This window comes from Microbacterium sp. F51-2R, assembly GCF_052180235.1.
Lineage (GTDB): Bacteria > Actinomycetota > Actinomycetes > Actinomycetales > Microbacteriaceae > Microbacterium.
The window spans coordinates 447,205-472,400 of record NZ_CP197470.1 but is presented as its reverse complement, the minus strand read 5'-3'; the positions used below and the strand labels follow the sequence as shown (position 1 = coordinate 472,400).

Genomic DNA, 25,196 nt, shown 5'->3' with positions numbered 1-25,196 from the left:
CGGGCCGTCGGGGTCCGATCCGCCCGTCCTGCGGTGATCGGGCCGTCGGGGTCTGGTCAGCCCGACGTCGTGTCCTGCTCGTCGAGCGGGGCCTCGGGCGCCGTGCACTCGGTGCTCTTCGGAAGCTGCGAGACGGCGTTGCGCAGGTCTTCCAGCACGTTGTTGGGGGAGACGATGGCGTTGTCGACGTAGAGCTCGACCGCCGGCGTACGGCCATAGGTCGTGAGCCGGAAGCGCGGCGACTCCGACTCGTCGACGAGCCAGTCGACACCGCCGACCGTGATGCAGCGGAGCGTCGACGGGCCGGGGGACTCGACGCCGCACGTCAGCAGGACGGCGGCCGGGTCTCCCCACGCGCCCGTGGCCTGGGCATCCGTCCACCGCCGCTGCTGGCCGTCGACGCTCGACGGGAGCCGCACCGTGACGTCGGCGCAGCGCGGGTCGTTCGCATCCGGCGCCGCGCTCAGCGACACGGCGCTGCTGCAGCCGGCGAGCCCGATCGCGCCCGCGACGACGAGGGCGGCCGCGAGGGCTCGACGGATCCGGATCATCCTTCCAGGCTAGCCTGGGACGGTGAGCGCATCGTCCGACGACCCCCGCGTCGGCGACCTCTCCGAGGGCGAGATCCTGCGCGGCATCCTCTCGCGACTCGCCCCGTCGACGGCACCCGTCGGGCCGGGCGATGACGCCGCCGTGCTGGCCGCGCCCGACGGACGCGTCGTCGTCACGACCGACACCCTCGTGCACGGCCCCGACTTCCGCCTGGCCTGGTCATCGGCGTTCGACCTCGGCTGGAAATCCGCCGCGGTGAACCTCGCCGACATCGCCGCGATGGGCGCACGGCCGACCGCGCTCCTGGTCGCCCTCGCCATGCCCGACGACACGAGGATCTCGTTCGTCCGCGGGCTCGCCGACGGGCTCCGCGCGGCATGCGACGCGCTCGCACCGGGCTGCGTCGTCGAGGGCGGCGACCTCACGGTCTCCGACACGCTGACGATCGCCGTGACGGCCCTCGGCTCGCTCGACGGCCGCGAGCCGGTGCTGCGCTCGGGGGCCCGCGCCGGCGACGTCGTGGCGATCGCGGGCGATCTCGGGCGCGCGGCGCGCGGCCTCGCGGTGCTCTTCTCGCGATTCACGGATGCCGCGGGCTCGCCGCTCCCCGTCGACCCCGCGGTCCTCTCGCCCGCCGAGGCCCACGCCCTCGCCGCGCAGCTGCGTCCCACGCCGCCCACCGCGCTGGGCCCGATCGCGGCCGACGCCGGCGCGACGGCGCTCATGGACGTGTCGGACGGACTCGTGCTCGACGCGAGGCGGATGGCCACGGCATCCGGTGTCACCATCGTCCTCGCCCCTGCGGCCGTGGGAGGCGAGCCGGCGCTCAGCGGCGGAGAGGACCACGGCCTCCTCGCGACGTTCCCCGCAGACACGCCCCTCCCGGACGGGTTCCGCGCCATCGGGCGCGTCGCGGCGCGGGGGAGCGATCCCGTGCTCGTCGGCGAGGAGCAGCCGCCGGCGCACGGCGGCTGGGACCCCTACCGCGACTGGGACTCGGGGAGAGGCTGACCCCACCAGAGGGTCGTGTCGCCGTACCCGCGATCGCGCACGGCCTCGAGCCCTGCCGACGCCCACTCGGGCGCGGGTGAGCGGCGCCCCCGCTCCACGACGACCAGCGCGTGCGGCGACAGGAGTGGCCGCAGCGCCGTGAGGTCGGCGGTGAGCTCGCCGTCGGAGAGGTCGTAGGGCGGGTCGAGGAACGCGAGATCGAACGGCCCCGCGGCCCGCGCGAGGTAGACCGTGACGGCGGAGCGGTGCACGTGGATCGGCGTCGGACGCCCCATCGCCTTCGCGACGCGTCCGGCATTGCGCTGCACGACGGTCGCGGCCGGGGCGGCACGTTCGACGAGGTCGACGGATGCCGCGCCCCGGCTCGCGGCCTCGAGTCCGAGCGCGCCCGATCCCGCGTAGAGATCGACGACCCGCGCGCCGGCGATCGCGTCGGCCGACTCGAGGGCTCCGAAGAGCGACTCGCGCACGCGGTCGCTCGTGGGGCGGGTGCCCCGATCGGGGACGTCGAGGCTCGTTCCGCCGGCGCCTCCGGCGATGATGCGGGTCACCCGTGCCACGATATCGTCGGCGGGCGGCAGAGCGACCGAAGCGGTGCGGTGCCCACGGCATGCGCTCCGGCCCGCCCGCGTCGGCGGAGGAATCTAGACTCGGTCGCATGCCGTCCTTCACCCTCGAGTCGCGCCTCGACGGCGCCGTCGGGGGCAAGACCGCGATCGCGCTCGAGCGCGCCTTCGGCATGAAGACCGTCGGCGACCTCGTGGCGCACTACCCGAGGCGCTACGCGCGCCGCGGCGAGCTCACGCCGATCTCGTCGCTCCCGATCGGCGAGCCTGTCACGATCGTCGCCGAGGTCAAGCGGGCGAGCGAGCGCCGCATGCAGAACCGCAAGGGGAGCCTCCTCGAGGTCGTCATCAGCGACGGTCGCGGCGATCTGTCCCTCACCTTCTTCAACCAGTCCTGGCGCATCAAAGACCTCCACCCCGGGAGGCGGGGGATCTTCGCGGGCAAGGTCGGCGAGTATCGCGGCACCAAGCAGCTCGCGCATCCCGACTACGAGCTGTTCGAAGACGAAGACACGGCGCGCCAGAACGCTCAGGCGTACGCGAATCTGCCCATCCCGATCTATCCGGCGACGGCGTCGGTGGCCAGTTGGCAGTTCAAGAAGATCATCGACCTCGTGCTGGACGGTCTCGGGGAGGTGCCCGACCCGCTTCCGCACGATCTGCGCGAACGGCACGGACTCCTCGAGGCCCGCTCGGCGATCGAGCGCATCCACCGTCCCGACTTCGAAGACCAGATCGAGCAGGCGCGGGAGACTCTGCGCTGGCACGAGGCGTTCGTGCTGCAGGCGGCGCTCCTGCAACAGCGGCAGTTCGTCCGCGCACTTTCGGCGACCAAGCGATCCCCGGGACGCCTCCTCGAGGACTTCGACGCCCGCCTGCCCTTCCCCCGCACCGCCGACCAGATCAGCGTCGGCGCGCAGATCGAGCACGACCTCGAGGGCGATTGGCCCATGAACCGGCTCGTGCAGGGCGAGGTCGGGTCGGGGAAGACCCTCGTCGCCCTCCGCGCGATGCTGCAGGTGGCCGAGAGCGGCGGGCAGTCCGCGCTCATCGCTCCCACCGAGGTGCTCGCCGCCCAGCACGTGCGCTCCATCGCACGGATGCTCGGACCCGACCTCGCGCCCGAGCTCATGCCCACTCTGCTCACAGGACAGCTCACGGCCGCCGAGCGCCGGAAGGCCGCGCTGCGGGTCGCCTCGGGGCAGGCGCGCATCGTCGTCGGCACGCACGCGCTGCTGAGCGAATCCACCACCTTCGCCGACCTCGGCCTCGTCGTCGTCGACGAGCAGCACCGGTTCGGCGTGGAGCAGCGGGAGTCGCTGCGCGCCAAGGGCTCCTCGCCCCATGCGCTCGTGCTCACCGCGACGCCGATCCCGCGCACCGTGGCGATGACGGTGTTCGGCGACCTCGATGTCTCGACGATCCGCAGCATGCCCGCCGGACGCGCCGGGATCGAGACGTTCGTCGCGCCGCTCGCCGAGAAGCCGGGCTGGTTCGCCCGCGTCTGGGAGCGGATCGCCGAAGAGGTCGCCCAGGGGCGTCAGGCGTTCGTCGTCTGCGCGGCGATCGACGCCGAAGCGGCGACCAAGGACGACACCGCCGACGAACCCGTCGACGACGGTGCCGACGAGCCGAGCCGCACCCGCTGGGGCGTCGTGCAGGCGGCCGACCTCTTGTCGCGGCATCCGGCATTCGGCGACATCCGTGTCGAGATCCTCCACGGCCGCATGCCCTCGGACGAGAAGGATGCCGTCATGCAGGCCTTCGCCCGCGGCGACATCGACGTGCTCGTCGCGACGACGGTCGTCGAGGTCGGCGTCGACGTGCCCAACGCCTCGACGATGGCGATCCTCGAGGCCGACCGCTTCGGCGTCTCGCAGCTGCACCAGCTGCGTGGCCGGGTGGGCCGCGGGGGAGTGCCGGGCCTGTGCCTGCTCGTGACCGAGGCCGCCGCCGGGTCGGCGGCGCGGGCGCGCGTCGACGCCGTCGCCGCGACCCTCGACGGCTTCGCCCTCGCCGAGGTCGATCTCGAGCTGCGCGGCGAGGGCGACGTGCTGGGCGATGCGCAGTCGGGCGCGCGCTCGTCGCTGCGTCTGCTCCGCGTCGTCAAGGACGCCGATCTCATCGCCGAGGCCCGCATCGCGGCCGAGAAGATCCTCGAAGACGACCCGGCGCTCCTGCAGCACGCGGGACTGGCTGCCGCCATCGAACGGCGCGTCGGCATGCAGGAGCGCGCCGCCCTGGCGAAGTCGTGAGGGGCGAGGCATCCGTCCGCCTGGATAGGCTGGGGGCATGAGCAGCCGGATCGCCGTCGTCCCTGGTTCTTTCGATCCGCCGACGCTCGGTCACCTCGACGTGATCCGCCGGGCCGCCTCGCTGTACGACCAGCTGCACGTGCTCGTCGTGCACAACCCCGGCAAGGAGGCGATGCTCCCGATCGCGCAGCGCCAGGCGCTGCTGGAGCAGTCGATCGCCGAGAGCGATATCGACAGTGACGTGATCGTCGCATCGTGGAGCGTGGGTCTGCTGGTCGACTACGCGACGGATGTCGGGGCCGGCGTGCTCGTGAAGGGCATCCGCTCGCAGGTCGACGTGGCCTACGAGACGCCGATGGCGATCGTCAACCGGCACCTCGCGCACGTCGAGACCGTGTTCCTCCTGCCCGATCCCGCCCACGCCCTGGTCTCGAGCTCGCTCGTGCGCCAGGTCGCATCGCTCGGCGGCGACGTGACGCCCTACGTCCCCGCCGCCGTCGCCCGATTCCTGGGAACCCCCGCCGCCGACCTCTGACGCGGGCCTCGTCCGGTCGCTCGCCGGTAGCATGGACGACCGTGAGGAACCGCCACAAGGGAGCACTCGACATCCCCGTCCGAGACATCGTCCATCGCCCCGGTGAGATGCGCGAGCACACGCTCGAGATCGTTTCGCCCGCGAAGTGGGGTGAGGGGCTCGTGTCCGTCGCCGAGGGCGAGCCGATCGTCGTCGACGTGCGCCTGGAGTCCGTGCACGAGGGCATCCTCGCCACGGGCGAGGCCGAGACCGAGTACAGGGGCGTCTGCGGGCGATGCCTGCGCGACATCGTCGAGCCCCTCGAAGTCGAGTTTCAGGAGCTTTTCGCGTATCCTGGAGAGGAAGCAACTGACTTCGAGGTTCAAGACGACCACGTGGATCTTGAAACTCCGGTCAGGGATGCGATTGTCCTGTCGCTTCCGTTTCAGCCGGTGTGTGAGCCGGACTGCCCGGGCCTTGATCCGGTCACGGGCGAACGACTCACCAAGAGCACCGGATCAGAGCCCGCCGCTCCCATCGATCCACGCTGGGCAGCGCTCCAGGACTTCACCCAAGACCACGACGATGACGCCCCGCGCCCTGTGCCGGGCAGCTGACTCGTCGAGAACACAGAGAAGAGTCAGCCATGGCAGGTAACCCCCCGAAGCGGAAGGTCTCCCGTTCCAACACGCGCTCGCGTCGCGCGCAGTGGAAGGCGGAGGCTCCCGCCCTCGTCAAGACGGTCGAGAACGGCAAGGTCGTCTACAGCCGTCCCCACCAGGCGAAGGTCGTCACCGACTCGCAGGGCACCGAGCTGTTCCTCGAGTACAAGGGCCGCAAGGTCGCCGACGTCTGATCGTCGTCCTGACGACGTGACCGACGTCACTCCGCGGCGCGCGGAGGCCCCCTCCGAGGGGGCTCCCCGCGTCCGCCTCACCGACAAGCTCGGCGTCGACATCGACGCCGAGCTTCTGTCGCTTGCCCTGACGCACCGCTCGTACGCGTACGAGCACGGTCAGATCCCGCACAACGAGCGCCTCGAGTTCCTCGGTGACTCCGTGCTCGGGCAGGCCGTCACGGTGCGGCTGTTCACGCAGCACCCCGACCTCGACGAGGGCGCCCTGGCGAAGCGGCGCGCCTCCGTCGTGTCGACCGTCGCACTCGCCGACGTGGGCCGGCGCATCGGCCTGGGGGAGCACATCCTGCTGGGCCGTGGCGAGCACCTGACCGGCGGGCACGACAAGGACTCGATCCTGGCCGACACGCTCGAGGCGATCATCGGCGCGACGTACATCTCCAACGGACCGGATGCCGCGACCGCCCTCGTGCTGCGGCTCATCGAACCGCTGCTGGACGACCCCGAACGCTACGGCGCGGCGATGGATCCGAAGACGAGCCTGCAGGAGCTCGCGGCGCGCGGCGGACACGCCGCCCCCGTCTACGTCGTGGTCTCGACGGGCCCCGACCACGACCGCCGCTTCACGGCGACCGTCTCGGTCGGCGACGTCTCGGCCTCGGGCGCGGGCACGAGCAAGAAGCACGCCGAGGCCGCGGCCGCCCTCGGGGCCTGGCGCCTGCTGAGCGGGCGTGCCTGAGCTTCCCGAGGTCGAGGTCGTGCGGGCGGGCCTCGAGCCCGCCGTCGCGGGGGCCTTCATCGCGGGCGTGACCGTCAGTGACGAGCGCGCCCTCACGCGGCACGCCGGCGGCGGCGCGCATTTCGAGTCGGCGCTCACCGGGCGCTCGATCGAGGGCGCGGCGCGCCGCGGCAAATTCCTCTGGCTGCCGCTGCTTCCCACGACCGGTGAGGTGCCCGTCGACGCGATCGTCGGGCACCTCGGCATGAGCGGCCAGCTCCTGCTGCGCGCGCCCGGCGCGCCGGCGGAGCGGCACGAACGCATCAGACTCGACATCGAGCATCCCTCGCACGGCGAGCTCGCGGTCGTCTTCGCCGATCAGCGCACCTTCGGATCACTTGCGATCGACGCACTGATCCCGACACCGGATGCCGCGCCCGGCGGCAGAGGGACGCACGCCGCCGCCGTGCCTGCCCAGGTCGCCCACATCGCGCGCGACCCCCTCGATCCGGCGTTCTCGGATCGCGCGTTCCGGGCCGCCCTCGGCCGCAAGAACTCCGCGATCAAACGCGTGCTGCTAGACCAGACCGTCCTGAGCGGCGTCGGCAACATCTACGCCGACGAGGCCTTGTGGGCCGCCCGCATCCATCCCGAGACGCCGGCGCAGACGCTGTCGACGCGTGCCGCGAACCGGCTGCTGCTCGAGGTGCGCGCCGTGCTCGAGAAGGCCCTCGCCGAGGGCGGCACGAGCTTCGACGCGCAGTACGTCAATGTGAACGGGCAGGCCGGGTACTTCGCGCACTCGCTCAACGCCTACGGCCGCACCGGCCAGCCGTGTCCGCGGTGCGGGCGGCCGATCGTGCGGGTGTCCTTTACGAACCGCTCGAGCCACTACTGCCCCCACTGCCAGCGGCTCGCGCGCTGAGCGCAGACGAGGACGGATGCCGCGTCCCGGCGGGGACGCGGCATCCGTCGTCTATGCCTCGGCGAGCACCTTCTTCCAGGCGCCCGCGTACGAGACCGGCACGAAGCCGATGGCCTCGTTGATGTCGAGCATGTGGCGGTTCTCCTCGGCGTTGAAGGTCGAGACGCGCGGCGACTCGGGCACGAGGTCGCGCCACCGGATCAGGTTCGCGCACTTGACGATGGTGCCGAGCCGGCGGCCGCGGTGCTCCTTCAGCACGAGCGTGCCGTACTGGTGCGTCGCACCGGTGCGGTCGGCTTCGGTGATGACGAGCTCGTTGTAGGCGGCGATGACGCCGGTCGGCACGTGCTGCACGCACGCGACCGAGACCATGTGGCCCTGCGCGGCGAGCCGGGCGTCGCGCCGGCGCACGCGCTCGGCGTCCCACGTCTCCTCCTCGATGACCATGCCGCCCTGCGGCACATCCGTCGACATGCGCGAGATGGCGTAGGCGTATCCGTCCTGGAACTCGTCGGGCGTCGGCGGCGAGGTCCACGCGACGACGCGGTAGTCGTCGCCGGCGACCGCGACGGCATCGGCGAGCATCGACTCGACGAGCGAGAACGACCCGCGCAGATCGAAGGCGCTATTGCGCTCGACCTGCTCGAGGCTGAACCCGTTCGCACGCTGGAACACCGTCTGGCGATCCTGTGCGGGGATGTCGCCCCAGCCGGTCGACGGCGTGAGCTTCGGCCCGGGCGTGCCCGGCCGATGCAGCGTCCACGTCTGGATGATGGTGCGACCGAGCACCTTGGCCTCGTCCTCCGCCGCCGCCAGGAGCGCCTCCTCGACGCCCTCGCCCCAGTGCTCGGGGTCGACCATGAGGTCGAAGTCGAGCGTCGTGGTGCCGGCCTCCTGCGCATAGCGCAGCGTGACGACGCCGAGGATCACTCCGTCGCGCTCGGCCCAGAAGCCGGTCTGGCCCCAGTCCGTCTGGTCCTGCCAGAACCCGAGCAGCTCGGTGGGCTTCTGACGCAGATCGTCGTGCCCGGCATCGTGCTGACAGACGGCGTTGGCGATCCGCACCATCTCGAGGAACGGGCCCGCGTCCGGCGCGTCCAGCGTCGCGGGGACGACGATCCGTCCGATCGTGAGGCGCGGCATGGCGATGTCAGTCATCGAGCACCTTCTTCCAGGCGCCCTCGTAGGCGATCGGCACGAAGCCGATGGCCTCGTTGATGTCGAGCATGGGGCGGTTCTCCTCCGCGTTGTACGTGATCATCCGGGGCGACTCCGGCGCGATGTCGCGCCACGAGAGGAGCCCGCTGCACTTCACGAGCATGCCGAGCCGGTGCCCGCGGTGCTCCTTCAGCACGAGGGTGTCCTCCTGATGGGATGCCTCGGTGCGGTCCTTGCCGATCACGAGCTCATTGAACGCGCACAGCTCGCCGGTCGCGACGTGCTGCGCCGCCGTCACGAGCAGCAGTCGGCCGGATCCGGTGTAGAGCGAATCGTGGTGCGCGACGCGCGCCGGGTCCCACGCCTCCTCGTCGAAGTCGAGGCCGGCGGCCGGGGCATCCGTGTTCATCCGCGACTTCATCCACGCGTAGCCGTCGGCGAACTCGGGAGGGGTGGGGGGTGACCACTGCACGACCCGGTAGCCGGCGGACGCCGCCTTCGCCTCGTCGAGGAGGCGCTCGATCTCGTCGAACGGGGCGCGCAGGTCGAGCGCGCTGTTGCGCTCGACCTGCTCGAGCGCGTAGCCGTGACGCAGGTAGAACCTGGCCGCCCGATCCTCGGGAATCGACCCGAAGCCCGTCGGAGAATCGATCCGGGGCCCGGGCGCGGCCGGATGCTCGGCCCACGACTGCAGCACGGTCCGCCCGTGCTCGCGCGCCGTCTGCTCCACGAGCGCGTACGCCGCGGACCCGATGCCCTGCCCCTGCGCCTCCCGGAGCAGTTCGATCAGCCAGAAGACGTTCTTCGAGCCCTCGTGCAATGGGATGTCGGCCCCGACGCGGCCGACCATGACGCCGTCGCGGAGGACGACCCAGCTCAGGCGCCGCTCGTACTCGTCGGGGCGGTAGTGGGGGAGAAGCTCGTCGGCGGCGATGGCGTGATCGCCGTGGCCCGAGATCTCGGTGTAGATCCGGTTGCGCACGTCGACCATCTCGATGAAGTCGCGTGCGTCGGGGGAGTCGATGGATGCGGGGATCGTCAGCGGTCGGAACTCGACGCCGGTGATCGTCGTGGTGCTCATGATGGGGTCCTCGTCAGAAGCGGATGTATCGGGAGGCAGCGGTGTGCGGCCCGGACGGGCCGCACACCGTCAGAGGTGCGGCTGCTCGAGGAGCAGCCGCCGCTGTGCAGCGATCTCGCGCGCCCGGAGACCGCGGTGGGTCTCGAGGGTGCGGATATTCCGAGCACGATCTGCGCGACGGTTCGCGCGGATCGTGCTGCGCAGGAGCAGCCAGAGGCCGAGGCGCAGCGACGCGCGATCGATCAGGCCGACAGGGGCGGGCGGCGGCAGAGCCGGCGCGGTGGTGGGCGTAGGGAGGTCCGCGGTGCGGACGTCCACGAGGAGCTTCGACATGATGGTGTCTTTCGTTGAAAGGGATGACGGGTCGGATCGCCGAGGGAGCGCGCGGATGCACTCGGAGGGGCGGCGGCGAGGCGGGCGCACAGAAGCGCCACGGACGGAATCGCCGGATCGGTCTGCTCGAAGGCAGAGCTCTCCCAGGGCCGGCGGGTCAGCCGGCTGTGGGGAGGAACGCGCAGAAGGACCCGGTCGCCGAGACACGGACGAATCCACCGCGCGGGGTGGCGTATGCCGGCGCAGTGCCGACAGCTGTCATGTGCATCATCATGGCGACCTCCTTTCTACTTCTGACGCGATCTGAGAGATTAGCGCGCAGCTGGAGCGTGCGTCAAGCGTTTTCCCAGAATCGGCGTGTCGCCGGGCGTGTCGCGATGCGTGGCGGGGGGTTCGGCGCCCCGTCGTGCGCGCGCGAAGACCGAGGGCCGAGGCATCCGTCATCCGGCTCGGCGCACCGGCGTTCCTTGGCGGTTCCGGTACGGTTGTCGGGATATCATCGGCCGGTCGCGGAGGCTTTTCCATGCACCTGAAGAGCGTGACGCTCAAAGGGTTCAAGTCGTTCGCGCAGCCGACGACCTTCGCCTTCGAGCCCGGTGTGACCTGCATCGTCGGCCCGAACGGATCGGGCAAGTCGAACGTCGTCGACGCGCTGGCCTGGGTCATGGGCGAGCAGGGGGCCAAGACCCTTCGCGGCGGCAAGATGGAGGACGTCATCTTCGCCGGCACCGCGACGCGCGGACCGCTCGGCCGGGCCGAGGTGCAGCTCACCATCGACAACGCCGACGGCGTGCTGCCGATCGAGTACTCCGAGGTCAGCATCAGCCGCACGCTGTTCCGCAACGGGGCGAGCGAGTACGCGATCAACGGCGAGACCTGCCGTCTGCTGGACGTGCAGGAGCTCCTGAGCGACACGGGCCTCGGGCGCGAGATGCACGTCATCGTCGGCCAGGGGCGTCTTGACAGCGTTCTGCAGGCATCGCCCGAGGAGCGCCGCGGCTTCATCGAGGAGGCTGCCGGCATCCTCAAGCACCGTCGGCGCAAGGAGAAGACGCTTCGCAAGCTCGAGGCGATGGAGGCGAACCTCATGCGCCTCAGCGACCTCGCGGGAGAGCTGCGGCGTCAGCTGAAGCCGCTGGGCCGCCAGGCCGAGATCGCGCGCGAAGCCGCGACCATCGCCGCCGTCGTGCGAGACGCGAAGGCGCGCCTGTTCGCCGACGAGCTCGTGGGCCTGCGCACCGAGCTCGCCGACCACACCCGCAGCGAACAGGAGCGCCACGCGGAGCGTCTCGTGCTGCAGGATCAGCTCGACCACGTCCGCGCCCGCATCGAGGTGCTCGAGGCCGATCAGCGCTCCGAGGCGGTCGACCGCGCCCGTAGCGTCGCCTTCGGGCTCGAGCGCGTGCAGGAGCGCATCCGCGGCCTGTACACGCTCGCCGGTCAGCGCCTGGCGCTCCTGAGCGAGGGCGAGGACGACGATCCCGGTGCGCGCACGACCGTGTCGCAGGCGATGATCGACGAGGCGCTCACCGAGATCGACGAGATCGCCGGCGGGCTGGGAGATGCCCAGGATGCCGCGGCCGAGGCCGCGCGCGAGGTCATGCGCGCCCGCGCCGAGCTGGACGCGCTGGACTCCGACATCGCGGCGCAGAGCGCCCTCGTCTCGGAGCACGACATGCGGATCACGGCGCTCCGCGGAACGGCGGAGGCCGCGGCATCCGCCCTCGCCGCCGTCCAGACCGCCGTCGAGCGCCAGCAGAAGGCTCTCGATGCGGCGCTCGCCCGTCGCGCCGAGGCGGAGGAGACTCTCGCGGGCATCGATCCCGATCTCGTCGCCGAGGGCACATCGGCCGAGCACGCCGCCGCCTACGAACGCGCGCAGCGCGACGCGACCGACGCCGAGGCCGCCGTCGGCACGCTGCGCGAGCGCCTGCACGCCGCCGAGCGCGAGCTCGAGTCGCTCACGGCGCAGACGAAGGCCCTCGGCCGGGCGCTCGATGTGCGCAACGCCGCCGCCGAGATCGTGGCCGGCGGCGGAAGCGGCGTGCGCGGGCTCATCGGCGATGCCATCAAGGTCAAGCCCGGGTACGAGGCGGCGATCGCCGCCGTGCTCGGTCCCCTCGCCGAGGGAGTCCTCGTCGAGACGACCGACGATGCCTTCGGCGTCGCGGCCATCGCGCGTGACGGCGATCTCGGTGTCGTCGACATCGCGATCGCCCGTGCCGAGGGTGCCGGCGCCGCGCCCGGTGCCGCAGACACCGCCGCCGAAGGAGCCGTCGCCGCGCGCGACGTCGTGACCGCGCCGGACGGGATCATCGGCATCCTCGCCCGCGTGCTCATCGCCGACGACCTCGACGCCGCGCGCACGATCGTCCGCGACGGCGTCACCGTCGTCACGCGCGCCGGCGAGGTCGTGACGGCCCACACGGTCCGCGCCGGATCGGGGCAGGGACGCTCTCGGCTCGAACTCGCCGCCGAGCGGGACGCCGCGAACGACCGTCTCTCCGAGATCACCGTCGTCGCCGACTCCCTCCGCGAGGCCCTGGCCGACAAGGTGCGGTCTCTCGGGGAAGCCCGCCAGCACACCAAGGCGGCGCTCGAGACGCTGCGCGCCCACGACGCGGCCCTCGCCGCGCACGCCGAGCAGGTGAACCGGGCCACGGTACGATACGAGGCCGCGATCGCCGAGTGCGATCGACTCGCGACCGGACTCGCGCAGGCTCAGGCGGCGGTGGAGGATGCCGCGGCATCCGCGCGCGTCGCCGAAGACCAGCTCACGGTCGCCCTCGAGGCGCCCCGCCCGATCCTCGACGCGTCCGCACGCGACGGACTCCTCGCAGCTCTCGAGGCAGCCCGCGAGGACGAGATGCGGACGCGGCTCGACGTCGAGACCCTCCGGGAGCGCGTCCGCGCGGGGGAGGCCCGCGTCGTCCAGCTGCAGAAGCAGCGGGAGCGCGAGCGGGAGGCCGCGGCGGAGTCGGCCCGGCGGGCCGTCATCCGCCGCCGGCAGCGGGAGATCGCCGCCGACGTCACGGCGCAGCTTCCGCCGCTCCTGGACTCCGTCGACCGATCGGTGACTCAGGCCCGACTCGAGCTCGCGACCGCGGAGAGCGCGCGCACGGCGGTGACGCAGGAGCTCGCCGAGCTTCGGGCGCAGGAGGCGACCGCGCGCGAGCGGCTCGCCGGACTCACCGAAAGCGTGCACGGACTCGAGCTGCAGATCCACGAGAAGCGGCTGCACGTCACGAGCCTGCTCGAGCGCGTCGGCTCGGAGCTGGGCCTCGAGGAGAGCATTCTCGTTTCGGAATATGGCCCGGATCAGCCCGTTCCGGTCGAATCCGACGACGACGAAGAGAAGTCGGTCCCGTACGACCACGCACAGCAGCGCCGACGTCTGCAAGAGGCTGAGCGCAAACTCACTCAGCTCGGACGCGTCAATCCGCTCGCACTCGAGGAGTTCGCGGCGCTCGAGCAGCGCCACAAGTTCCTGACGGAGCAGCTCGCCGACCTCACACAGACCCGCAAGGACCTCCTCACGATCATCGAAGAGCTCGACGAGCGGATGCAGACGATCTTCCTCGCCGCGTTCGACGACACGAAGGTCGCCTTCGGCGAGGTGTTCCCGATCCTCTTCCCGGGTGGGACGGGAAGCATCTCGCTCACCGACCCCGACAATCCTCTGACGACCGGCATCGAGGTCGCCGTGCGCCCCGTCGGCAAGAAGATCGAGCGGCTGTCGCTCCTCTCGGGCGGTGAGCGCTCGCTCGCGGCCGTGGCGCTCCTGACGGCGATCTTCAAGGCGCGACCGAGTCCGTTCTACATCCTCGACGAGGTCGAGGCGGCCCTCGATGATGCGAACCTCGGACGGCTTCTCGGGGTGTTCGAGCAGCTGCGCGAATCGAGTCAGCTCATCGTCATCACGCACCAGAAGCGCACGATGGAGATCGCCGACGCGCTTTACGGCGTGTCGATGCGCCAGGACGGCGTCTCCGCCGTCGTCGGTCAGCGTGTCGGGGAGCGCGTCGCGTCGTGACACGCGCCCGTACGCGCGGTCTCGCCGCTCTTCTCGCCGTCGGCGCCTTGGCGGCCCTGACCGGATGCACGGCCGCGCCGGCGCCCAGTGCCTCGCCGGCGCCGACCCCCTCCGGCTCCTCCTCGCCGGCCGTGCAGATCACCTTCGACGACGGCGAGCTGCTCGATCCGTCGCAGAGCGCGGCGTGGGCCGACACGCTTGCGGGCAAGAAGGGCTATTCCGTCCTCACGACCGACGACGGCGACGGATCGTGGTCGTACCGGAGCGACGAGACCGGCTGCACGATCGGCTATTGGCACGGAACGCTCACGGGGGATGCCTCGGCCGGCGACTCCGCGCTCTCCGATCAACTGCTCGCGGCGCAGTTCGATACGACCGCCGAGCAGATCGCGGAGTTCGTCAAGGATGACGTGGCGCCGTTGCGCACACCCTCGGAACTCGTGCAGACGCGCGCCGTGGCCGGCGCCGATGCCGAAGCGGGCACGACGTACATCATCGCGGCGAGGGCCTTCGCGGCCGTGGGCGAGGGCTTCGTCGCGACGCTGCAATGCCCCGCGAAGACGAATGTGTCGGCGGTATGGGCGCTGCTGAGCGCCGACCCCGACGCCTTCGAGCTCGTCTTCACGGGCAAGGGCTGACGCCCGCGCTCGGAAGTGCTCACGCGGCCCGCCCCATAGGCTGGAGGCATGGCAGAGAGCTCCTGGTCGCTCGGTCGCGCGCTGCGCGGCATGTTCGTGAAGCCGACCATCGACGAGACGACGTGGGAGGACCTCGAGACGGCCCTCCTCACCGCCGACTTCGGCCCCGACATCACCGAGCGCATCGTCGACGAGCTGCGCGAGAAGGTCGAGCGCTACCGCACGACCGACCCCCGCGACCTGCAGCGCATGCTGAAGGAGACGCTCGAGGAGCACTTCGCGAAGTTCGACACGACGCTGCGGCTGACCGAGCGTCCCGCCGTCGTCCTGGTCGTCGGGGTCAACGGCGTCGGCAAGACCACGACCATCGGCAAGTTCGCGAAGTTCCTCCAGCGCTACGGGCGCTCGGTCGTCGTCGGCGCGGCCGATACCTTCCGCGCGGCCGCCGTCGACCAGCTTGCGACGTGGGCCGAACGCGGCGGCGCCGCGATCGTTCGCCCTCAGCAGCAGGGACAGGACCCGGCATCCGTCGCCTTCCAGACGATCGAGTACGCCAAGCAGACGGGCACGGAGATCGTGCTCGTCGACACCGCCGGACGCCTGCACACCAAGGGCGGCCTCATGGACGAGCTGACGAAGATCCGCCGGGTCATCGAGAAGCAGGCGCCGATCAGCGAGGTCCTCCTCGTGCTGGATGCCACGACCGGCCAGAACGGTGTCATGCAGGCTCAGGCCTTCCTCGAGCACGCGGGGGTGACGGGCCTCGTGATCACCAAACTCGACGGCTCGGCGAAGGGCGGGTTCGTCCTCGCGGTGCAGGAGCGCACCGGCATCCCCGTCAAGCTGCTCGGCCAGGGCGAGGGGATCGGCGACCTCACGGGCTTCACGCCGCACGTGTTCGCGGCATCCCTCGTCGACTGATCAGGGCTTTCGCCGACACGCGGAGCGTCGCCACTACCGCCGGGCCCGGCAGGCTGGTTTCATGGGTTCATGGCGATCGAACACGACTTCTTCGGGCTCCTGGAGTCCGGACCGGACGGGTCGATCTTCTGGTCCGAGAACGTCGACCTCGGCGACCAGAGCGTGACCGTCGATCTGACGGCGCCCGACCAGGACGACGTCTCGGAGGCGGCCCTCGACGTGGCCGCGGGGCTCGTGTCGTCGCTCGAGGCGATCGACCGCAGTGCCCGCAACGCCATGGTCTCGGAGCTCGACGACCGCACCAGCGAGGTGATTGAGTACATCCTCCAGCAGCAGGAGGCGCTCGGCGAAGACATCGACGAGATGCTCGTCGACATCTCGGGCGACGTCCACATCGACATCATCCGGTCGCTTCAGCTGATGAGCATGACGATCCTCGCCGACGAGCACGGCGGCTCCGAGCCGTTCGCCGTGCTCGAGTACGCGCTCGATCCCGACGCGACCGACGACGTGCTGTTGGTGAACCTCGGCTCGGACGGCGACGTGCTGTCGGTCACGAGCGCGGACTAGAGGCCGAGGCGACCGCTCCGCGCGCGGCGGTTTCCGCGCGCGGAAAGGGAGAGGCCGGCGCGACGTCTTCGGCGCGCCGGACCGGTCAGACGGCCTGTGCGAAGCCGCGCTCCGCGTGCACATCCTGAGCGATGTGCGCGAGGTGCGGAGGGATGTCGCGGCCCTTCGAGATCATCGACTGCGCCCAGAGGCGCCCCGCGCGATACGACGAGCGCACCAGAGGACCGGCCAGCACGCCGAGGAAGCCGATGCGCTCCGCCTCCTCCTTGAACTCGACGAACTCCTGCGGCTTGACCCACCGCGCGACCGGGAGGTGCCGCGGCGTCGGACGCAGGTACTGCGTGATCGTGATGATGTCGGTTCCCGCGTCGTGGAGGTCCTGCAGCGCCTGCACGACCTCTTCCGGCTCCTCGCCCATGCCGAGGATGAGGTTGGACTTGGTGATCAGGCCCGCGTCGCGGGCCTGAGTCAGCACGTCGAGCGATCGCTCGTAGCGGAAGGCCGGGCGGATGCGCTTGAAGATGCGCGGGACCGTCTCGACGTTGTGCGCGAAGACCTCGGGCCGTGACGCGAAGACCTCGCTCAGGAGCGCCGGGTCGCCGTTGAAGTCGGTCGCGAGCAGCTCGACGCCCGTCCCCGGGTTGAGGGCATGGATCTGGCGCACCGTCTCGGCGTTGAGCCATGCCCCGCCGTCGGCCAGGTCGTCGCGCGCGACGCAGGTGACGGTCGAGTAGCGCAGCTGCATGCGCTGCACGCTCTCGGCTACGCGCCGGGGCTCGTCGGTGTCGTAGTCGGCGGGCTTTCCCGTGTCGATCTGGCAGAAGTCGCAGCGGCGCGTGCACTGGGATCCGCCGATGAGGAACGTCGCCTCGCGGTCCTCCCAGCACTCGTAGATGTTGGGGCAGCCGGCCTCCTGGCAGACCGTGTGCAGCTCCTCCGTCTTCACGAGCGAGTGCAGCGCCTGGTACTCCGGCCCCATCTTGGCCTTGGTCTTGATCCACTCCGGCTTGCGCTCGATGGGCGTCTCGGCGTTGCGCACCTCGAGGCGCAGGAGCTTGCGCCCGTCCGGGCCCGACGCGCTCACGCGACGGCTCCCGCGTACTCGGCCTGGAAGGCTCTGACGACGGCGTCGAGCACATCGAGGGGGGTGATGTCGGCGCCGACGATCTCGCTGAGGGTCGTGACCCCGGCATCCGTGATCCCGCACGGGATGATGCCGCGGAAGCCCGCGAGCGTGTTGTCGCAGTTGAGCGCGAAGCCGTGCATCGTCACGCCGCGCTGCACGCGGACGCCGATCGCCGCGACCTTGTCCTCACCGAGGGGCCGGCGCACCCAGACGCCGCTGCGCCCCTCGACGCGATACCCGTCGACATCGAACTCGCGGAGCACGTCGATGAGGAGCGCCTCGATGCGGCGCACGTGACCGACCACATCGACGGGCTCGGGGAGGCGGACGATCGGGTACCCGACGAGCTGGCCCGGCCCGTGCCACGTGATCTTGCCGCCGCGGTCGACGTCGACGACGGGCGTTCCGTCGGTCGGACGCTCATGCCGCGCCGTGCGTGCACCCGCCGTGTAGACGGGCTCGTGCTCGAGCAGGATCAGCGTGTCGGTGCGCGTGCCCGCCACGACCTCTTCGTGCACGCTCCGTTGCAGCGCCCAGCCGTCGTGATAGGGCACGTAGTGGGGGGCGAACCCGGGAGTCAGGATGTCGAGCACGGCGCTCCTTCGCTTGTGGCGACTTCTTGGATCGCGTCCAACAATACGCTCCCGAACGAGCCGGATCGCGCATCCCGAAGGCGGATACCGTGGAGGCATGAGCACCGAGCCCCGCACCGGCCGCCCGCGCGCCTCCTCGCGCGAGACCCTCGCCGAGGCGGCGTGCGAGCTCTTCCTCGAGCAGGGCTTCGAGCAGACCTCGATCGCCGACATCGCCTCGCGCGCCGGGGTGAGCCGTTCGAGCTTCTTCAACTACTTCGCCTCGAAGTCCGATGTGCTCTGGTCGGGCCTCGACGAGCGCGTGGGCATTCTCGAGGAATCGCTTCGCGACGACGCTTCGGCGGATGCCGCGGCCGCCGTCCGCGCCGCGCTCACGGCTGTCGGAGAGGACTTCGCGCCCGACAGCCTCGCCCTCGCACTCGTGAACACGAGCACGATGGGCCTGGAGTCGGAGCTCGAGCGCGAGGCATCCGTCCGCCGCTCCCGCATCGCGACCGCCGTCGCCGACCGTCTGCGCCGGGCCGGCGAAGACGCCCTCGAGGCGGATGTCGCGGGAGCCGCGCACGGCGGCGCCGTCCTCGCAGCGATCGACGCCTGGGCACGCGAAGGCGCCGGTCGGGCTCCGCTCGCGGGCCATCTCTCCCGCGCCCTCACCGCGGCGGCGCGGACGCTCCCCGCCCCCGTCCGGCAGCTGCGCGTGGTCGCGCGCGCCGACCGGTTCGAGGAGGCGCTGGCGTTCTACCGCGACGAGCTGGGCCTCGTCGAACGCGAGTCGTACCAGGGCGAGGGCGACGCGCGCGTCACGATCCTGGCCGCCGGCGAGGCGACCCTGGAGCTGTCCAACGCGGGCCAGGTCGCGCTCATCGACCGCGTCGAGACCGACGGCGACACGCCGAGTGAGGCGATCCGCATCGCCTTCGAGGTCGGCGACACCGCTGCCGTGACCGATCGGCTCGTCGCGGCGGGCGCGGAGCTCGAGGCATCCGCTCGCCTGACACCCTGGCGCTCTCTCAACTCGCGACTGCGCGCACCGGCCGACCTGCAGATCACGCTCTTCCAGGAACTCGGGCCCGCCGAGGACGCAGACGCGCTCCCGTAGAATCGGGTGATCATGGCTACCTTCGGCACGCTCTCCGATCGGCTCACCGAGACCTTCCGCAATCTGCGCACCAAGGGCAAGCTCACGCCCGCGGACGTCGACGGCACGGTCCGCGAGATCCGACGCGCCCTGCTCGACGCCGACGTCGCGCTCCCCGTCGTCAAGGACTTCACCGCGAAGGTGCGCGAGCGCGCGCTGGGCGACGAGGTCAACCGTGCGCTGAACCCTGCGCAGCAGGTCGTGCAGATCGTCAATGAGGAGCTCATCGGCATCCTGGGCGGAGAGCAGCGCCGGCTGCAGTTCGCGAAGAACCCGCCGACGATCATCATGCTCGCGGGGCTCCAGGGTTCGGGTAAGACGACGTTCGCGGGCAAGCTCGCCAAGCAGCTGGAGAAGGACGGTCACACGCCGCTCCTCGTCGCGGCCGACCTCCAGCGTCCGAACGCCGTGAACCAGCTGCAGGTCGTGGCAGGCCAAGCCGGTGCCGCCATCTACGCGCCGCAGCCGGGCAACGGCGTCGGCGATCCCGTGCAGGTCGCCCGCGACGGCGTCGAGGTCGCGCGCCGGCAGCAGCACGACGTCGTCATCATCGACACGGCAGGCCGCCTGGGTGTGGATGCCGAGCTCATGAAGCAGGCCTCCGACATCCGCAAGGCGACCGATCCCGACGAGGTGCTCTTCGTCATCGACGCGATGATCGGTCAGGACGCCGTCAACACGGCCAAGGCCTTCCAGGAAGGCGTCGACTTCACCGGCGTCGTCCTGTCCAAGCTCGACGGCGACGCACGCGGTGGAGCCGCGCTGTCGGTCGCGTCCGTGACGGGCCGTCCCATCATCTACGCCTCGACCGGTGAGGGACTCGACGACCTCGAGCCCTTCCACCCCGACCGTATGGCGTCGCGCATCCTCGACCTCGGCGACATCCTCACCCTCATCGAGCAGGCCCAGGCCGCGTTCGACGAGGAAGAGGCGATGAAGGTCGCCGAGAAGATCGCGAAGGAGCAGTTCACGCTCGAGGACTTCCTCGAGCAGCTCCAGCAGATGAAGAAGATGGGCTCGATGAAGAAGATGCTCGGGATGCTCCCGGGCATGGGTCAGATGAAACAGCAGCTCGACGACTTCGACGAGCGCGAGATCGACCGCACCGAGGCCATCATCCGCTCGATGACGCCGGGGGAGCGCCGAAACCCCAAGGTGCTGAACGGCTCGCGCCGCCTGCGCATCGCCCGCGGTTCGGGCATGACGGTGACCGACGTCAACCAGCTCGTGCAGCGGTTCGAGCAGGCGGCGAAGATGATGAAGACCGTCGCGCGCGGCGGTGTGCCGAACATCCCCGGCATGGGCCCGGTTCCCGGCGCAGGACGCCCCGGCGCGTCGTCCAAGCGCGGCAAGCAGCAGAAGTCGCGGTCGGGCTCGCGGTCGGGCAACCCCGCGAAGCGGGCGGCCGAGAACGCCGGCCTCGCGGCGCAAGCACCCGCGGCCCCAACCGGTTCGGGCTTCGGGCTCGCGGGTGGCGCCGGCGCCGGCGTTGGCGGGAAGGGCGGCCCGACCGAGGAAGACCTCGCCGAGCTGCAGAAGATGCTCGGCCGCGGCTGACCTCTCAGCCTTCCCTCCTCGTCCCTTCTACTTCTTCTGCTCCTTCTGCTCCTTCTGCCGTCACGAGGGTCGGAGATGGCGCCGGGGTAGGACGTCTGCCCGGCATGTCCTCCTACCCTCGCGCGGACTCCTACCCTCGTGAGGTGGGAGGCGGGGTCGGCTAGGGGTTGCGCCGTGGCTGTGGGCGGCGCGGGGCGCGGCATCCGTCCTTCCATCCGTCGCCGGTCCGCGCACCCGATCCCGCCCAGCCTCGTGACGAGGGTCGGAGATGGCGCGGGGGTAGGACGTCTGCCCGGCATGTCCTCCTACGCGCGCGCGGACTCCTACCCTCGTGAGGCTAAGCGTCGGGCGCGGCCTCGCCTCCCCAGACGGCCACGCGGGTGTGGTCTGCACCGATCGCCGGACGGCGGCCCGCCCGCGCCGACGATGCAGGCAGGGTGGACGGATGCCTCGTCCCGCCGAATTCGTTGGTTGGCTCTCGCTGCGAGACGGCGTCGCCCATAGCGCCGATGCACGTGCCGCCGGCTTCACGACGCAGGCGATGGTCTCGGCGGTGCAGAGCGGACGAGTGTCGCGAGTGCGCCGGTCGTGGCTCGTGCTCCCCGGAGTGGACGAGCGGCTCGTCCGTGCCATCTCTGCGGGCGGGCGGCTGACCTGTGTCAGCGCCGCCGCGCGCCGCGGCCTGTGGGTGCCGCCGCACGACGAGTTGCACATCGCGGTGAAGGCCACGGCATCCCGAGTCCCTCGAGACGGAGTGATCGCGCACTGGTCATCCGGACCGGCTCCCGTCGGCCGATATGCCTCGGAGGATCCGATCGTGAACGCGCTCCTTCACGTGTCTGAGTGCATGCCCCGCGAAGAGGCGCTCACGGTCTGGGAATCTGCACTGCGTCGGGGAGCGGTGAGCCTCGAGGCGCTGCGTCGTATCGACTGGGGGAGTTCTCGCGCGCGGGCGATCGTCGATGCGTGCTCGACCTTGAGCGACTCCGGGCTCGAGACGATCTTCCGTTCGCGACTCACGCCGTTCGGCGTCGCGATCCGGCAGCAGATCTGGATTGACGGGCATCCGGTCGATTTCCTCATCGGCGAGTCGCTCGTCGTGCAGGTCGACGGGTTCGAGCACCACAGCTCGGCGGCCGACCGTCGGCGCGACATCGCCGCGGACGCGCGTCTCACCCTCCTCGGCTTCACCGTGCTGCGCTTCGACTATCAGCAGGTGATGTTCGACTGGCCGATGGTCGAGCGGACGGTGCTCGCGGCGGTCGCGCAGGGCCTGCACCGCGGGGCTCCCTCACGGAGGTAGGAGATGGCGCGGGGGTAGGACCGCAGGCGGTGGACCTGTCCTACGCCGGCGCGGACTCCTACCCTCGTGACGTCGGGCAGGGGGGCAGCGTTCCTGCCCGCACACGCGGGGAGGAGATGGCGCGGGGGTAGGACCGCAGGCGGCAGGTCTGTCCTACGCCGGCGCGGACTCCTACCCTCGTGACGTCGGGCAGGGGGGCAGCGTTCCTGCCCGCACGCGCAGGGAGGAGATGGCGCGGGTTAGGACCGCAGGCGGTGAACCTGTCCTACGCCGGCGCGGACTCCTACCCTCGTGACGTCGGGCAGGGGGGCAGGGAGCAGGGGGGCAGTTAGGCGACGGAGAGTCGCAGGCCGGCGCTGGGGCGCGGCATTCGTCGTTCCCCACCCCTCTCGCGAGTCATCGCCGTTCCTGCCCCGCTCACGGAGGTAGGAGATGGCGCGGGCGTAGGACCGCAGGCGGGCGATCTGTCCTACGCCGGCGCGGACTCCTACCCTCGTGACGTCGGGCGGGGGAGAGCAGGGTGAGCGGCCGCGCGAGGCTCAGCGCGAAAGCTGGGCGAGATGTTCGCGCAGCGTGGGGCCGGCGCGGAACTCGCGGATGAGGTGCTGCACGACCTCGCGGAGGTCGCCGTCGGCGGCGTCGGCGACCATGAGCTGCCGGGCATAGGAAGCGCCCTGCGTGAGCGTCGTGTCGAGGCCGACGAACTCGCGCGCGCACTTGAGCTCCACCGCGATGTCGGCGAGTTCGTCCATCGTCTGCATCAGGTGCTCGCGCACGGGGGCCTGCGTGCCGTCGGCGTCGACGATGATCCGCGCCTCGAGGCCGTAGCGGGCGGCGCGCCACTTGTTCTCGCGCACGAACCACGGCGGGATCGACGGCAGCTTGCGCCCTTCGTCCAGCTGCCGAGAGAAGTGCTCGACGAGCACCTGCACGAGCGCCGCGACCGCGGCGAGCTCCGGCAGGGTCGACATGCCGTCGCACGCGCGCACCTCGATGGTGCCCCAGCGCGGCGCGGGGCGGATGTCCCAGCGCACCTCGGACGCGTCGGCCATCACCCCCGTGCGCACCATGTCGTCGAGGTAGCCCTCGAACTGGCTCCAGTCCTGCAGGGGCCAGGGGAGCCCCGCCGTCGGCAGCTGCTGGAACACCAGCGCGCGATTCGAGGCGTACCCCGTGCGCTCTCCGGCCCAGAACGGCGAGGAGGCAGACAGCGCCTGAAGATGCGGCAGATAGATCGACAGGGCGTTGATCAGCGGGAAGACCTTGTTGACGTCCTCCACCCCGACGTGCACGTGGATGCCCCAGATCATCATGTTGCGCCCCCACCACTGGGTGCGCTCGATGAGCTTGTGATACCGCGTCTTGTCGGTGATGCCCTGGTCGTACCACTGGGCGAACGGATGGCTCCCCGCGCACAGCAGCTCGATGCCGCGCGGGTCGGTCTGCTCCCGGATGGCGGCGATCGCATCCGCGATGTCGTCGACCGCGGCGGCGACCGTGTCGCCGATCCCGCTGGTGACCTCGACCGTGTTGGTGAGCAGCTCGCCGGTCACGGTGTAGCGTTCCAGCGCCGTCGACTCCTCGAGCGCCGGCAGGATCTCGGGCGCACGGGGCACGAGGTCTCCCGTGACGCCGTCCGCGAGCATGATCTCCCACTCGAGTCCGACCGAGGAGCGGGCGGATGTCGCGAAAGGCACCGTCATCCGCTCAGTTTGGCACGCGGATGCCGCGACCCCGCGTCTCGCGGATGGTTCGCGGCACACTTCGCAATCTGGCAGAATAGAGGGCTGGACCCTCCGCTCGACCCTCTATCCAGCGACAGGTCCTCCCTTCAGAGCTTCCGCCGGGTGTGCACCCCACGCTCCAGGCGATCGGTTCACTCACTTTCCACACATTCAGGAGAATCGTGGCTGTCAAGATCCGTCTCAAGCGCCTCGGCAAGATCCGTGCCCCTTACTACCGCATCGTCGTGGCCGACTCGCGCACCAAGCGCGACGGTCGTGTGATCGAGGAGATCGGCAAGTACCACCCCACCGAGGAGCCCTCGTTCATCGAGGTCGACTCCGAGCGCGCGCAGTACTGGCTGAGCGTCGGCGCCCAGCCGACCGAGCAGGTCGCCGCTCTGCTCAAGCTCACGGGCGACTGGGGCAAGTTCAAGGGCGACAAGGACGCCGTCTCGACCGTCCGCACGGCCGAGCCCAAGCCCGCCTTCGAGCTCGACTCCGCCAAGAAGTCGGTCATCAAGCCCAAGGCCGAGAAGAAGGCCGAAGAGCCCGCGGCACCCGCCGACGAGGCCGAGGCTGCACCGGCCGAAGACGCCGAGTAATCCGTGCTCTCCGCCGCGCTCGAGCACGTCGTCAAGGGGATCGTCGATCACCCGGACGACGTCCGCATCCACTCTTCCACGTCGCCTCGCGGCGACGTCCTCGAGGTGCACGTCCACCCCGATGATCGTGGTCGCGTGATCGGGCGCGGCGGACGCACGGCCAAGGCCCTGCGCACGCTGATCTCGGCGCTCGCCGACGGCCGACGCGTGCGCGTCGACGTCGCGGACGACTGATGGCGGCGGCAGAGCAACCCGACTCGACGACACCGGCAGAGGCGAACAGCCCCGCCCGGCCGCCGAAGTCGGCCAAGAATCAGCTCCGGGTCGGGCGCCTCGTCAAGGCCCACGGCCTCAAGGGCGCGGTCAAGATCGAGCTGTACACCGACGATCCCGACGGCCGATTCGTCCCGGGTGCGACCTTCACTCTGCAGGTCCCCGAGTCCTCGCCGTGGCACGGCAAGCAGCTGACCGTCCGCGAGTTCAAGTGGATGAACAGCCACCCCGTCGCGTTCTTCGACGGTGTCGAGGACCGCACGGCGGCCGAGGGGCTCGTTCGCGCGATCCTCTGGGTCGATGAGGATGCCACGGCAGCCCCCGCCGAAGACGACGCCTGGTACGACCACCAGCTCGTCGGGCTCGATGTCGTGCGTGACGACGTGGTCGTGGGCCGCGTCATCCGTGTCGACCACCTGCCCGCCCAGGATCTGCTCATCGTGCGCGCCGACGACGAGAACGAGATCCTCGTGCCCTTCGTCAAGGCGATCGTGCCCGAGGTCGACATCGCGGCAGGCCGCGTCATCGTGACGCCTCCGCCGGGGCTCTTCGAGGAGCTGCCTGACGGAGACGACGAGGCCGAGGCATCCGTCGACACCGAGGCGCAAGCCGACGACGACACCACGGACGACACCGCCGCGGACGAGCCCCGCCACGTCGACGAGGCCTGAGTCTTCTCACACGTCCCGCGCCGCCGCCGTGAGATCGGCGTGATGATGCGGTAACACGGCGCACGACGCCGTGGAACA

At 70.8% G+C, this 25,196-nt stretch carries 25 protein-coding genes; 17 read left to right on the top strand and 8 right to left on the bottom strand.

All coding sequences use genetic code 11. The features are described 5' to 3' along the window. Nucleotides 1–56 precede the first annotated feature (56 nt). Nucleotides 57–551 carry a DUF3515 family protein gene (locus tag ACSBPH_RS02305; RefSeq protein WP_442576003.1) on the bottom strand — a complete coding sequence of 165 codons (495 nt, stop codon included), beginning with the start codon at nucleotides 549–551 and terminating at the stop codon, nucleotides 57–59. Between the two features lie 22 nt (nucleotides 552–573). Between ACSBPH_RS02305 and thiL the strand changes: the two genes are divergently transcribed. Continuing rightward, nucleotides 574–1,563 (top strand): thiamine-phosphate kinase, encoded by a 990-nt coding sequence (thiL, locus tag ACSBPH_RS02300; protein WP_442576002.1) that lies wholly within the window; start codon nucleotides 574–576, stop codon nucleotides 1,561–1,563. On the opposite strand, the gene rsmD is transcribed toward thiL, so the two are convergent. Then, the gene (rsmD, locus tag ACSBPH_RS02295; RefSeq protein WP_442576001.1) at nucleotides 1,533–2,114 is read right to left on the bottom strand and encodes a 16S rRNA (guanine(966)-N(2))-methyltransferase RsmD; all 582 of its coding nucleotides are present in this window, start codon (nucleotides 2,112–2,114) and stop codon (nucleotides 1,533–1,535) included. The genes thiL and rsmD overlap by 31 nt on opposite strands. A gap of 107 nt (nucleotides 2,115–2,221) precedes the next feature. Here rsmD and ACSBPH_RS02290 point away from each other — a divergent pair, with 107 nt between their 5' ends. From ACSBPH_RS02290 to mutM, 6 genes are all read left to right on the top strand, one after another. After that, nucleotides 2,222–4,384, top strand: coding sequence for an ATP-dependent DNA helicase RecG (locus tag ACSBPH_RS02290; RefSeq protein ID WP_442576000.1), 2,163 nt, complete (start codon nucleotides 2,222–2,224; stop codon nucleotides 4,382–4,384). Between the two features lie 37 nt (nucleotides 4,385–4,421). Continuing rightward, nucleotides 4,422–4,919 (top strand): pantetheine-phosphate adenylyltransferase, encoded by a 498-nt coding sequence (coaD, locus tag ACSBPH_RS02285; protein ID WP_442575999.1) that lies wholly within the window; start codon nucleotides 4,422–4,424, stop codon nucleotides 4,917–4,919. A 107-nt stretch (nucleotides 4,920–5,026) separates the two neighbouring features. Then, nucleotides 5,027–5,515: a YceD family protein gene (locus ACSBPH_RS02280; protein WP_442577228.1), complete on the top strand. Its 489-nt coding sequence runs from the start codon at nucleotides 5,027–5,029 to the stop codon at nucleotides 5,513–5,515. 29 nt (nucleotides 5,516–5,544) lie between these two features. Beyond that, nucleotides 5,545–5,754, top strand: coding sequence for a 50S ribosomal protein L32 (gene rpmF, locus ACSBPH_RS02275; protein ID WP_050721097.1), 210 nt, complete (start codon nucleotides 5,545–5,547; stop codon nucleotides 5,752–5,754). Between the two features lie 16 nt (nucleotides 5,755–5,770). Beyond that, nucleotides 5,771–6,493 (top strand): ribonuclease III, encoded by a 723-nt coding sequence (rnc, locus tag ACSBPH_RS02270; protein ID WP_442575998.1) that lies wholly within the window; start codon nucleotides 5,771–5,773, stop codon nucleotides 6,491–6,493. After that, nucleotides 6,486–7,397, top strand: coding sequence for a bifunctional DNA-formamidopyrimidine glycosylase/DNA-(apurinic or apyrimidinic site) lyase (mutM, locus tag ACSBPH_RS02265; protein ID WP_442575997.1), 912 nt, complete (start codon nucleotides 6,486–6,488; stop codon nucleotides 7,395–7,397). Before rnc ends, mutM begins: the two co-directional genes overlap by 8 nt. A 51-nt stretch (nucleotides 7,398–7,448) precedes the next feature. On the opposite strand, the gene ACSBPH_RS02260 is transcribed toward mutM, so the two are convergent. The 3 genes from ACSBPH_RS02260 to ACSBPH_RS02250 form a co-directional block, all read right to left on the bottom strand. Beyond that, entirely contained in the window at nucleotides 7,449–8,555 is a 1,107-nt protein-coding gene (locus ACSBPH_RS02260; RefSeq protein WP_442575996.1) for a GNAT family N-acetyltransferase, read from the bottom strand. After that, a complete protein-coding gene (locus ACSBPH_RS02255) occupies nucleotides 8,548–9,636 on the bottom strand; it encodes a GNAT family N-acetyltransferase (RefSeq protein WP_442575995.1) in 1,089 nt (362 codons plus the stop codon). Before ACSBPH_RS02255 ends, ACSBPH_RS02260 begins: the two co-directional genes overlap by 8 nt. A 69-nt stretch (nucleotides 9,637–9,705) precedes the next feature. Continuing rightward, nucleotides 9,706–9,969: a hypothetical protein gene (locus ACSBPH_RS02250; RefSeq protein WP_442575994.1), complete on the bottom strand. Its 264-nt coding sequence runs from the start codon at nucleotides 9,967–9,969 to the stop codon at nucleotides 9,706–9,708. Between the two features lie 523 nt (nucleotides 9,970–10,492). Between ACSBPH_RS02250 and smc the strand changes: the two genes are divergently transcribed. From smc to ACSBPH_RS02230, 4 genes are all read left to right on the top strand, one after another. Continuing rightward, complete coding sequence (gene smc, locus ACSBPH_RS02245; protein ID WP_442575993.1) at nucleotides 10,493–14,002, top strand: chromosome segregation protein SMC; 3,510 nt, start codon at nucleotides 10,493–10,495, stop codon at nucleotides 14,000–14,002. Next, a complete protein-coding gene (locus ACSBPH_RS02240; protein WP_442575992.1) occupies nucleotides 13,999–14,640 on the top strand; it encodes a hypothetical protein in 642 nt (213 codons plus the stop codon). Before smc ends, ACSBPH_RS02240 begins: the two co-directional genes overlap by 4 nt. 48 nt (nucleotides 14,641–14,688) lie before the next feature. Then, nucleotides 14,689–15,561, top strand: a complete 873-nt coding sequence (gene ftsY, locus ACSBPH_RS02235) for a signal recognition particle-docking protein FtsY (RefSeq protein WP_442575991.1) — start codon at nucleotides 14,689–14,691, stop codon at nucleotides 15,559–15,561. Between the two features lie 69 nt (nucleotides 15,562–15,630). Further along, on the top strand, nucleotides 15,631–16,131 hold the full coding sequence (locus ACSBPH_RS02230; RefSeq protein ID WP_442575990.1) for a DUF2004 domain-containing protein: 501 nt from the start codon (nucleotides 15,631–15,633) through the stop codon (nucleotides 16,129–16,131). 85 nt (nucleotides 16,132–16,216) lie between these two features. Here the strand turns inward: ACSBPH_RS02230 and lipA are convergent, their stop codons facing one another. Together lipA and lipB are read right to left on the bottom strand one after the other, a co-directional pair. Then, nucleotides 16,217–17,215, bottom strand: a complete 999-nt coding sequence (lipA, locus tag ACSBPH_RS02225) for a lipoyl synthase (protein ID WP_442575989.1) — start codon at nucleotides 17,213–17,215, stop codon at nucleotides 16,217–16,219. After that, nucleotides 17,212–17,850, bottom strand: a complete 639-nt coding sequence (gene lipB / locus ACSBPH_RS02220) for a lipoyl(octanoyl) transferase LipB (RefSeq protein WP_442575988.1) — start codon at nucleotides 17,848–17,850, stop codon at nucleotides 17,212–17,214. The genes lipA and lipB overlap by 4 nt, the downstream gene beginning before the upstream one ends. A gap of 97 nt (nucleotides 17,851–17,947) precedes the next feature. Between lipB and ACSBPH_RS02215 the strand changes: the two genes are divergently transcribed. From ACSBPH_RS02215 to ACSBPH_RS02205, 3 genes are all read left to right on the top strand, one after another. Next, nucleotides 17,948–18,949: a TetR family transcriptional regulator gene (locus ACSBPH_RS02215; RefSeq protein WP_442575987.1), complete on the top strand. Its 1,002-nt coding sequence runs from the start codon at nucleotides 17,948–17,950 to the stop codon at nucleotides 18,947–18,949. 12 nt (nucleotides 18,950–18,961) lie between these two features. Next, nucleotides 18,962–20,545, top strand: coding sequence for a signal recognition particle protein (gene ffh / locus ACSBPH_RS02210; RefSeq protein WP_442575986.1), 1,584 nt, complete (start codon nucleotides 18,962–18,964; stop codon nucleotides 20,543–20,545). A 445-nt stretch (nucleotides 20,546–20,990) separates the two neighbouring features. Beyond that, nucleotides 20,991–21,848 (top strand): endonuclease domain-containing protein, encoded by an 858-nt coding sequence (locus ACSBPH_RS02205; RefSeq protein ID WP_442575985.1) that lies wholly within the window; start codon nucleotides 20,991–20,993, stop codon nucleotides 21,846–21,848. 539 nt (nucleotides 21,849–22,387) lie between these two features. Here the strand turns inward: ACSBPH_RS02205 and ACSBPH_RS02200 are convergent. Then, on the bottom strand, nucleotides 22,388–23,551 hold the full coding sequence (locus ACSBPH_RS02200) for a glutamate--cysteine ligase (protein ID WP_442575984.1): 1,164 nt from the start codon (nucleotides 23,549–23,551) through the stop codon (nucleotides 22,388–22,390). Between the two features lie 203 nt (nucleotides 23,552–23,754). Here ACSBPH_RS02200 and rpsP point away from each other — a divergent pair, with 203 nt between their 5' ends. The 3 genes from rpsP to rimM are packed head-to-tail and all read left to right on the top strand — an operon-like array spanning nucleotide 23,755 to nucleotide 25,118. Beyond that, entirely contained in the window at nucleotides 23,755–24,174 is a 420-nt protein-coding gene (gene rpsP, locus ACSBPH_RS02195) for a 30S ribosomal protein S16 (RefSeq protein ID WP_442575983.1), read from the top strand. 3 nt (nucleotides 24,175–24,177) lie between these two features. Continuing rightward, nucleotides 24,178–24,408 carry an RNA-binding protein gene (locus tag ACSBPH_RS02190; protein ID WP_141883250.1) on the top strand — a complete coding sequence of 77 codons (231 nt, stop codon included), beginning with the start codon at nucleotides 24,178–24,180 and terminating at the stop codon, nucleotides 24,406–24,408. After that, nucleotides 24,408–25,118, top strand: coding sequence for a ribosome maturation factor RimM (gene rimM, locus ACSBPH_RS02185; RefSeq protein ID WP_442575982.1), 711 nt, complete (start codon nucleotides 24,408–24,410; stop codon nucleotides 25,116–25,118). The genes ACSBPH_RS02190 and rimM overlap by 1 nt, the downstream gene beginning before the upstream one ends. Nucleotides 25,119–25,196: the final 78 nt, after the last annotated feature.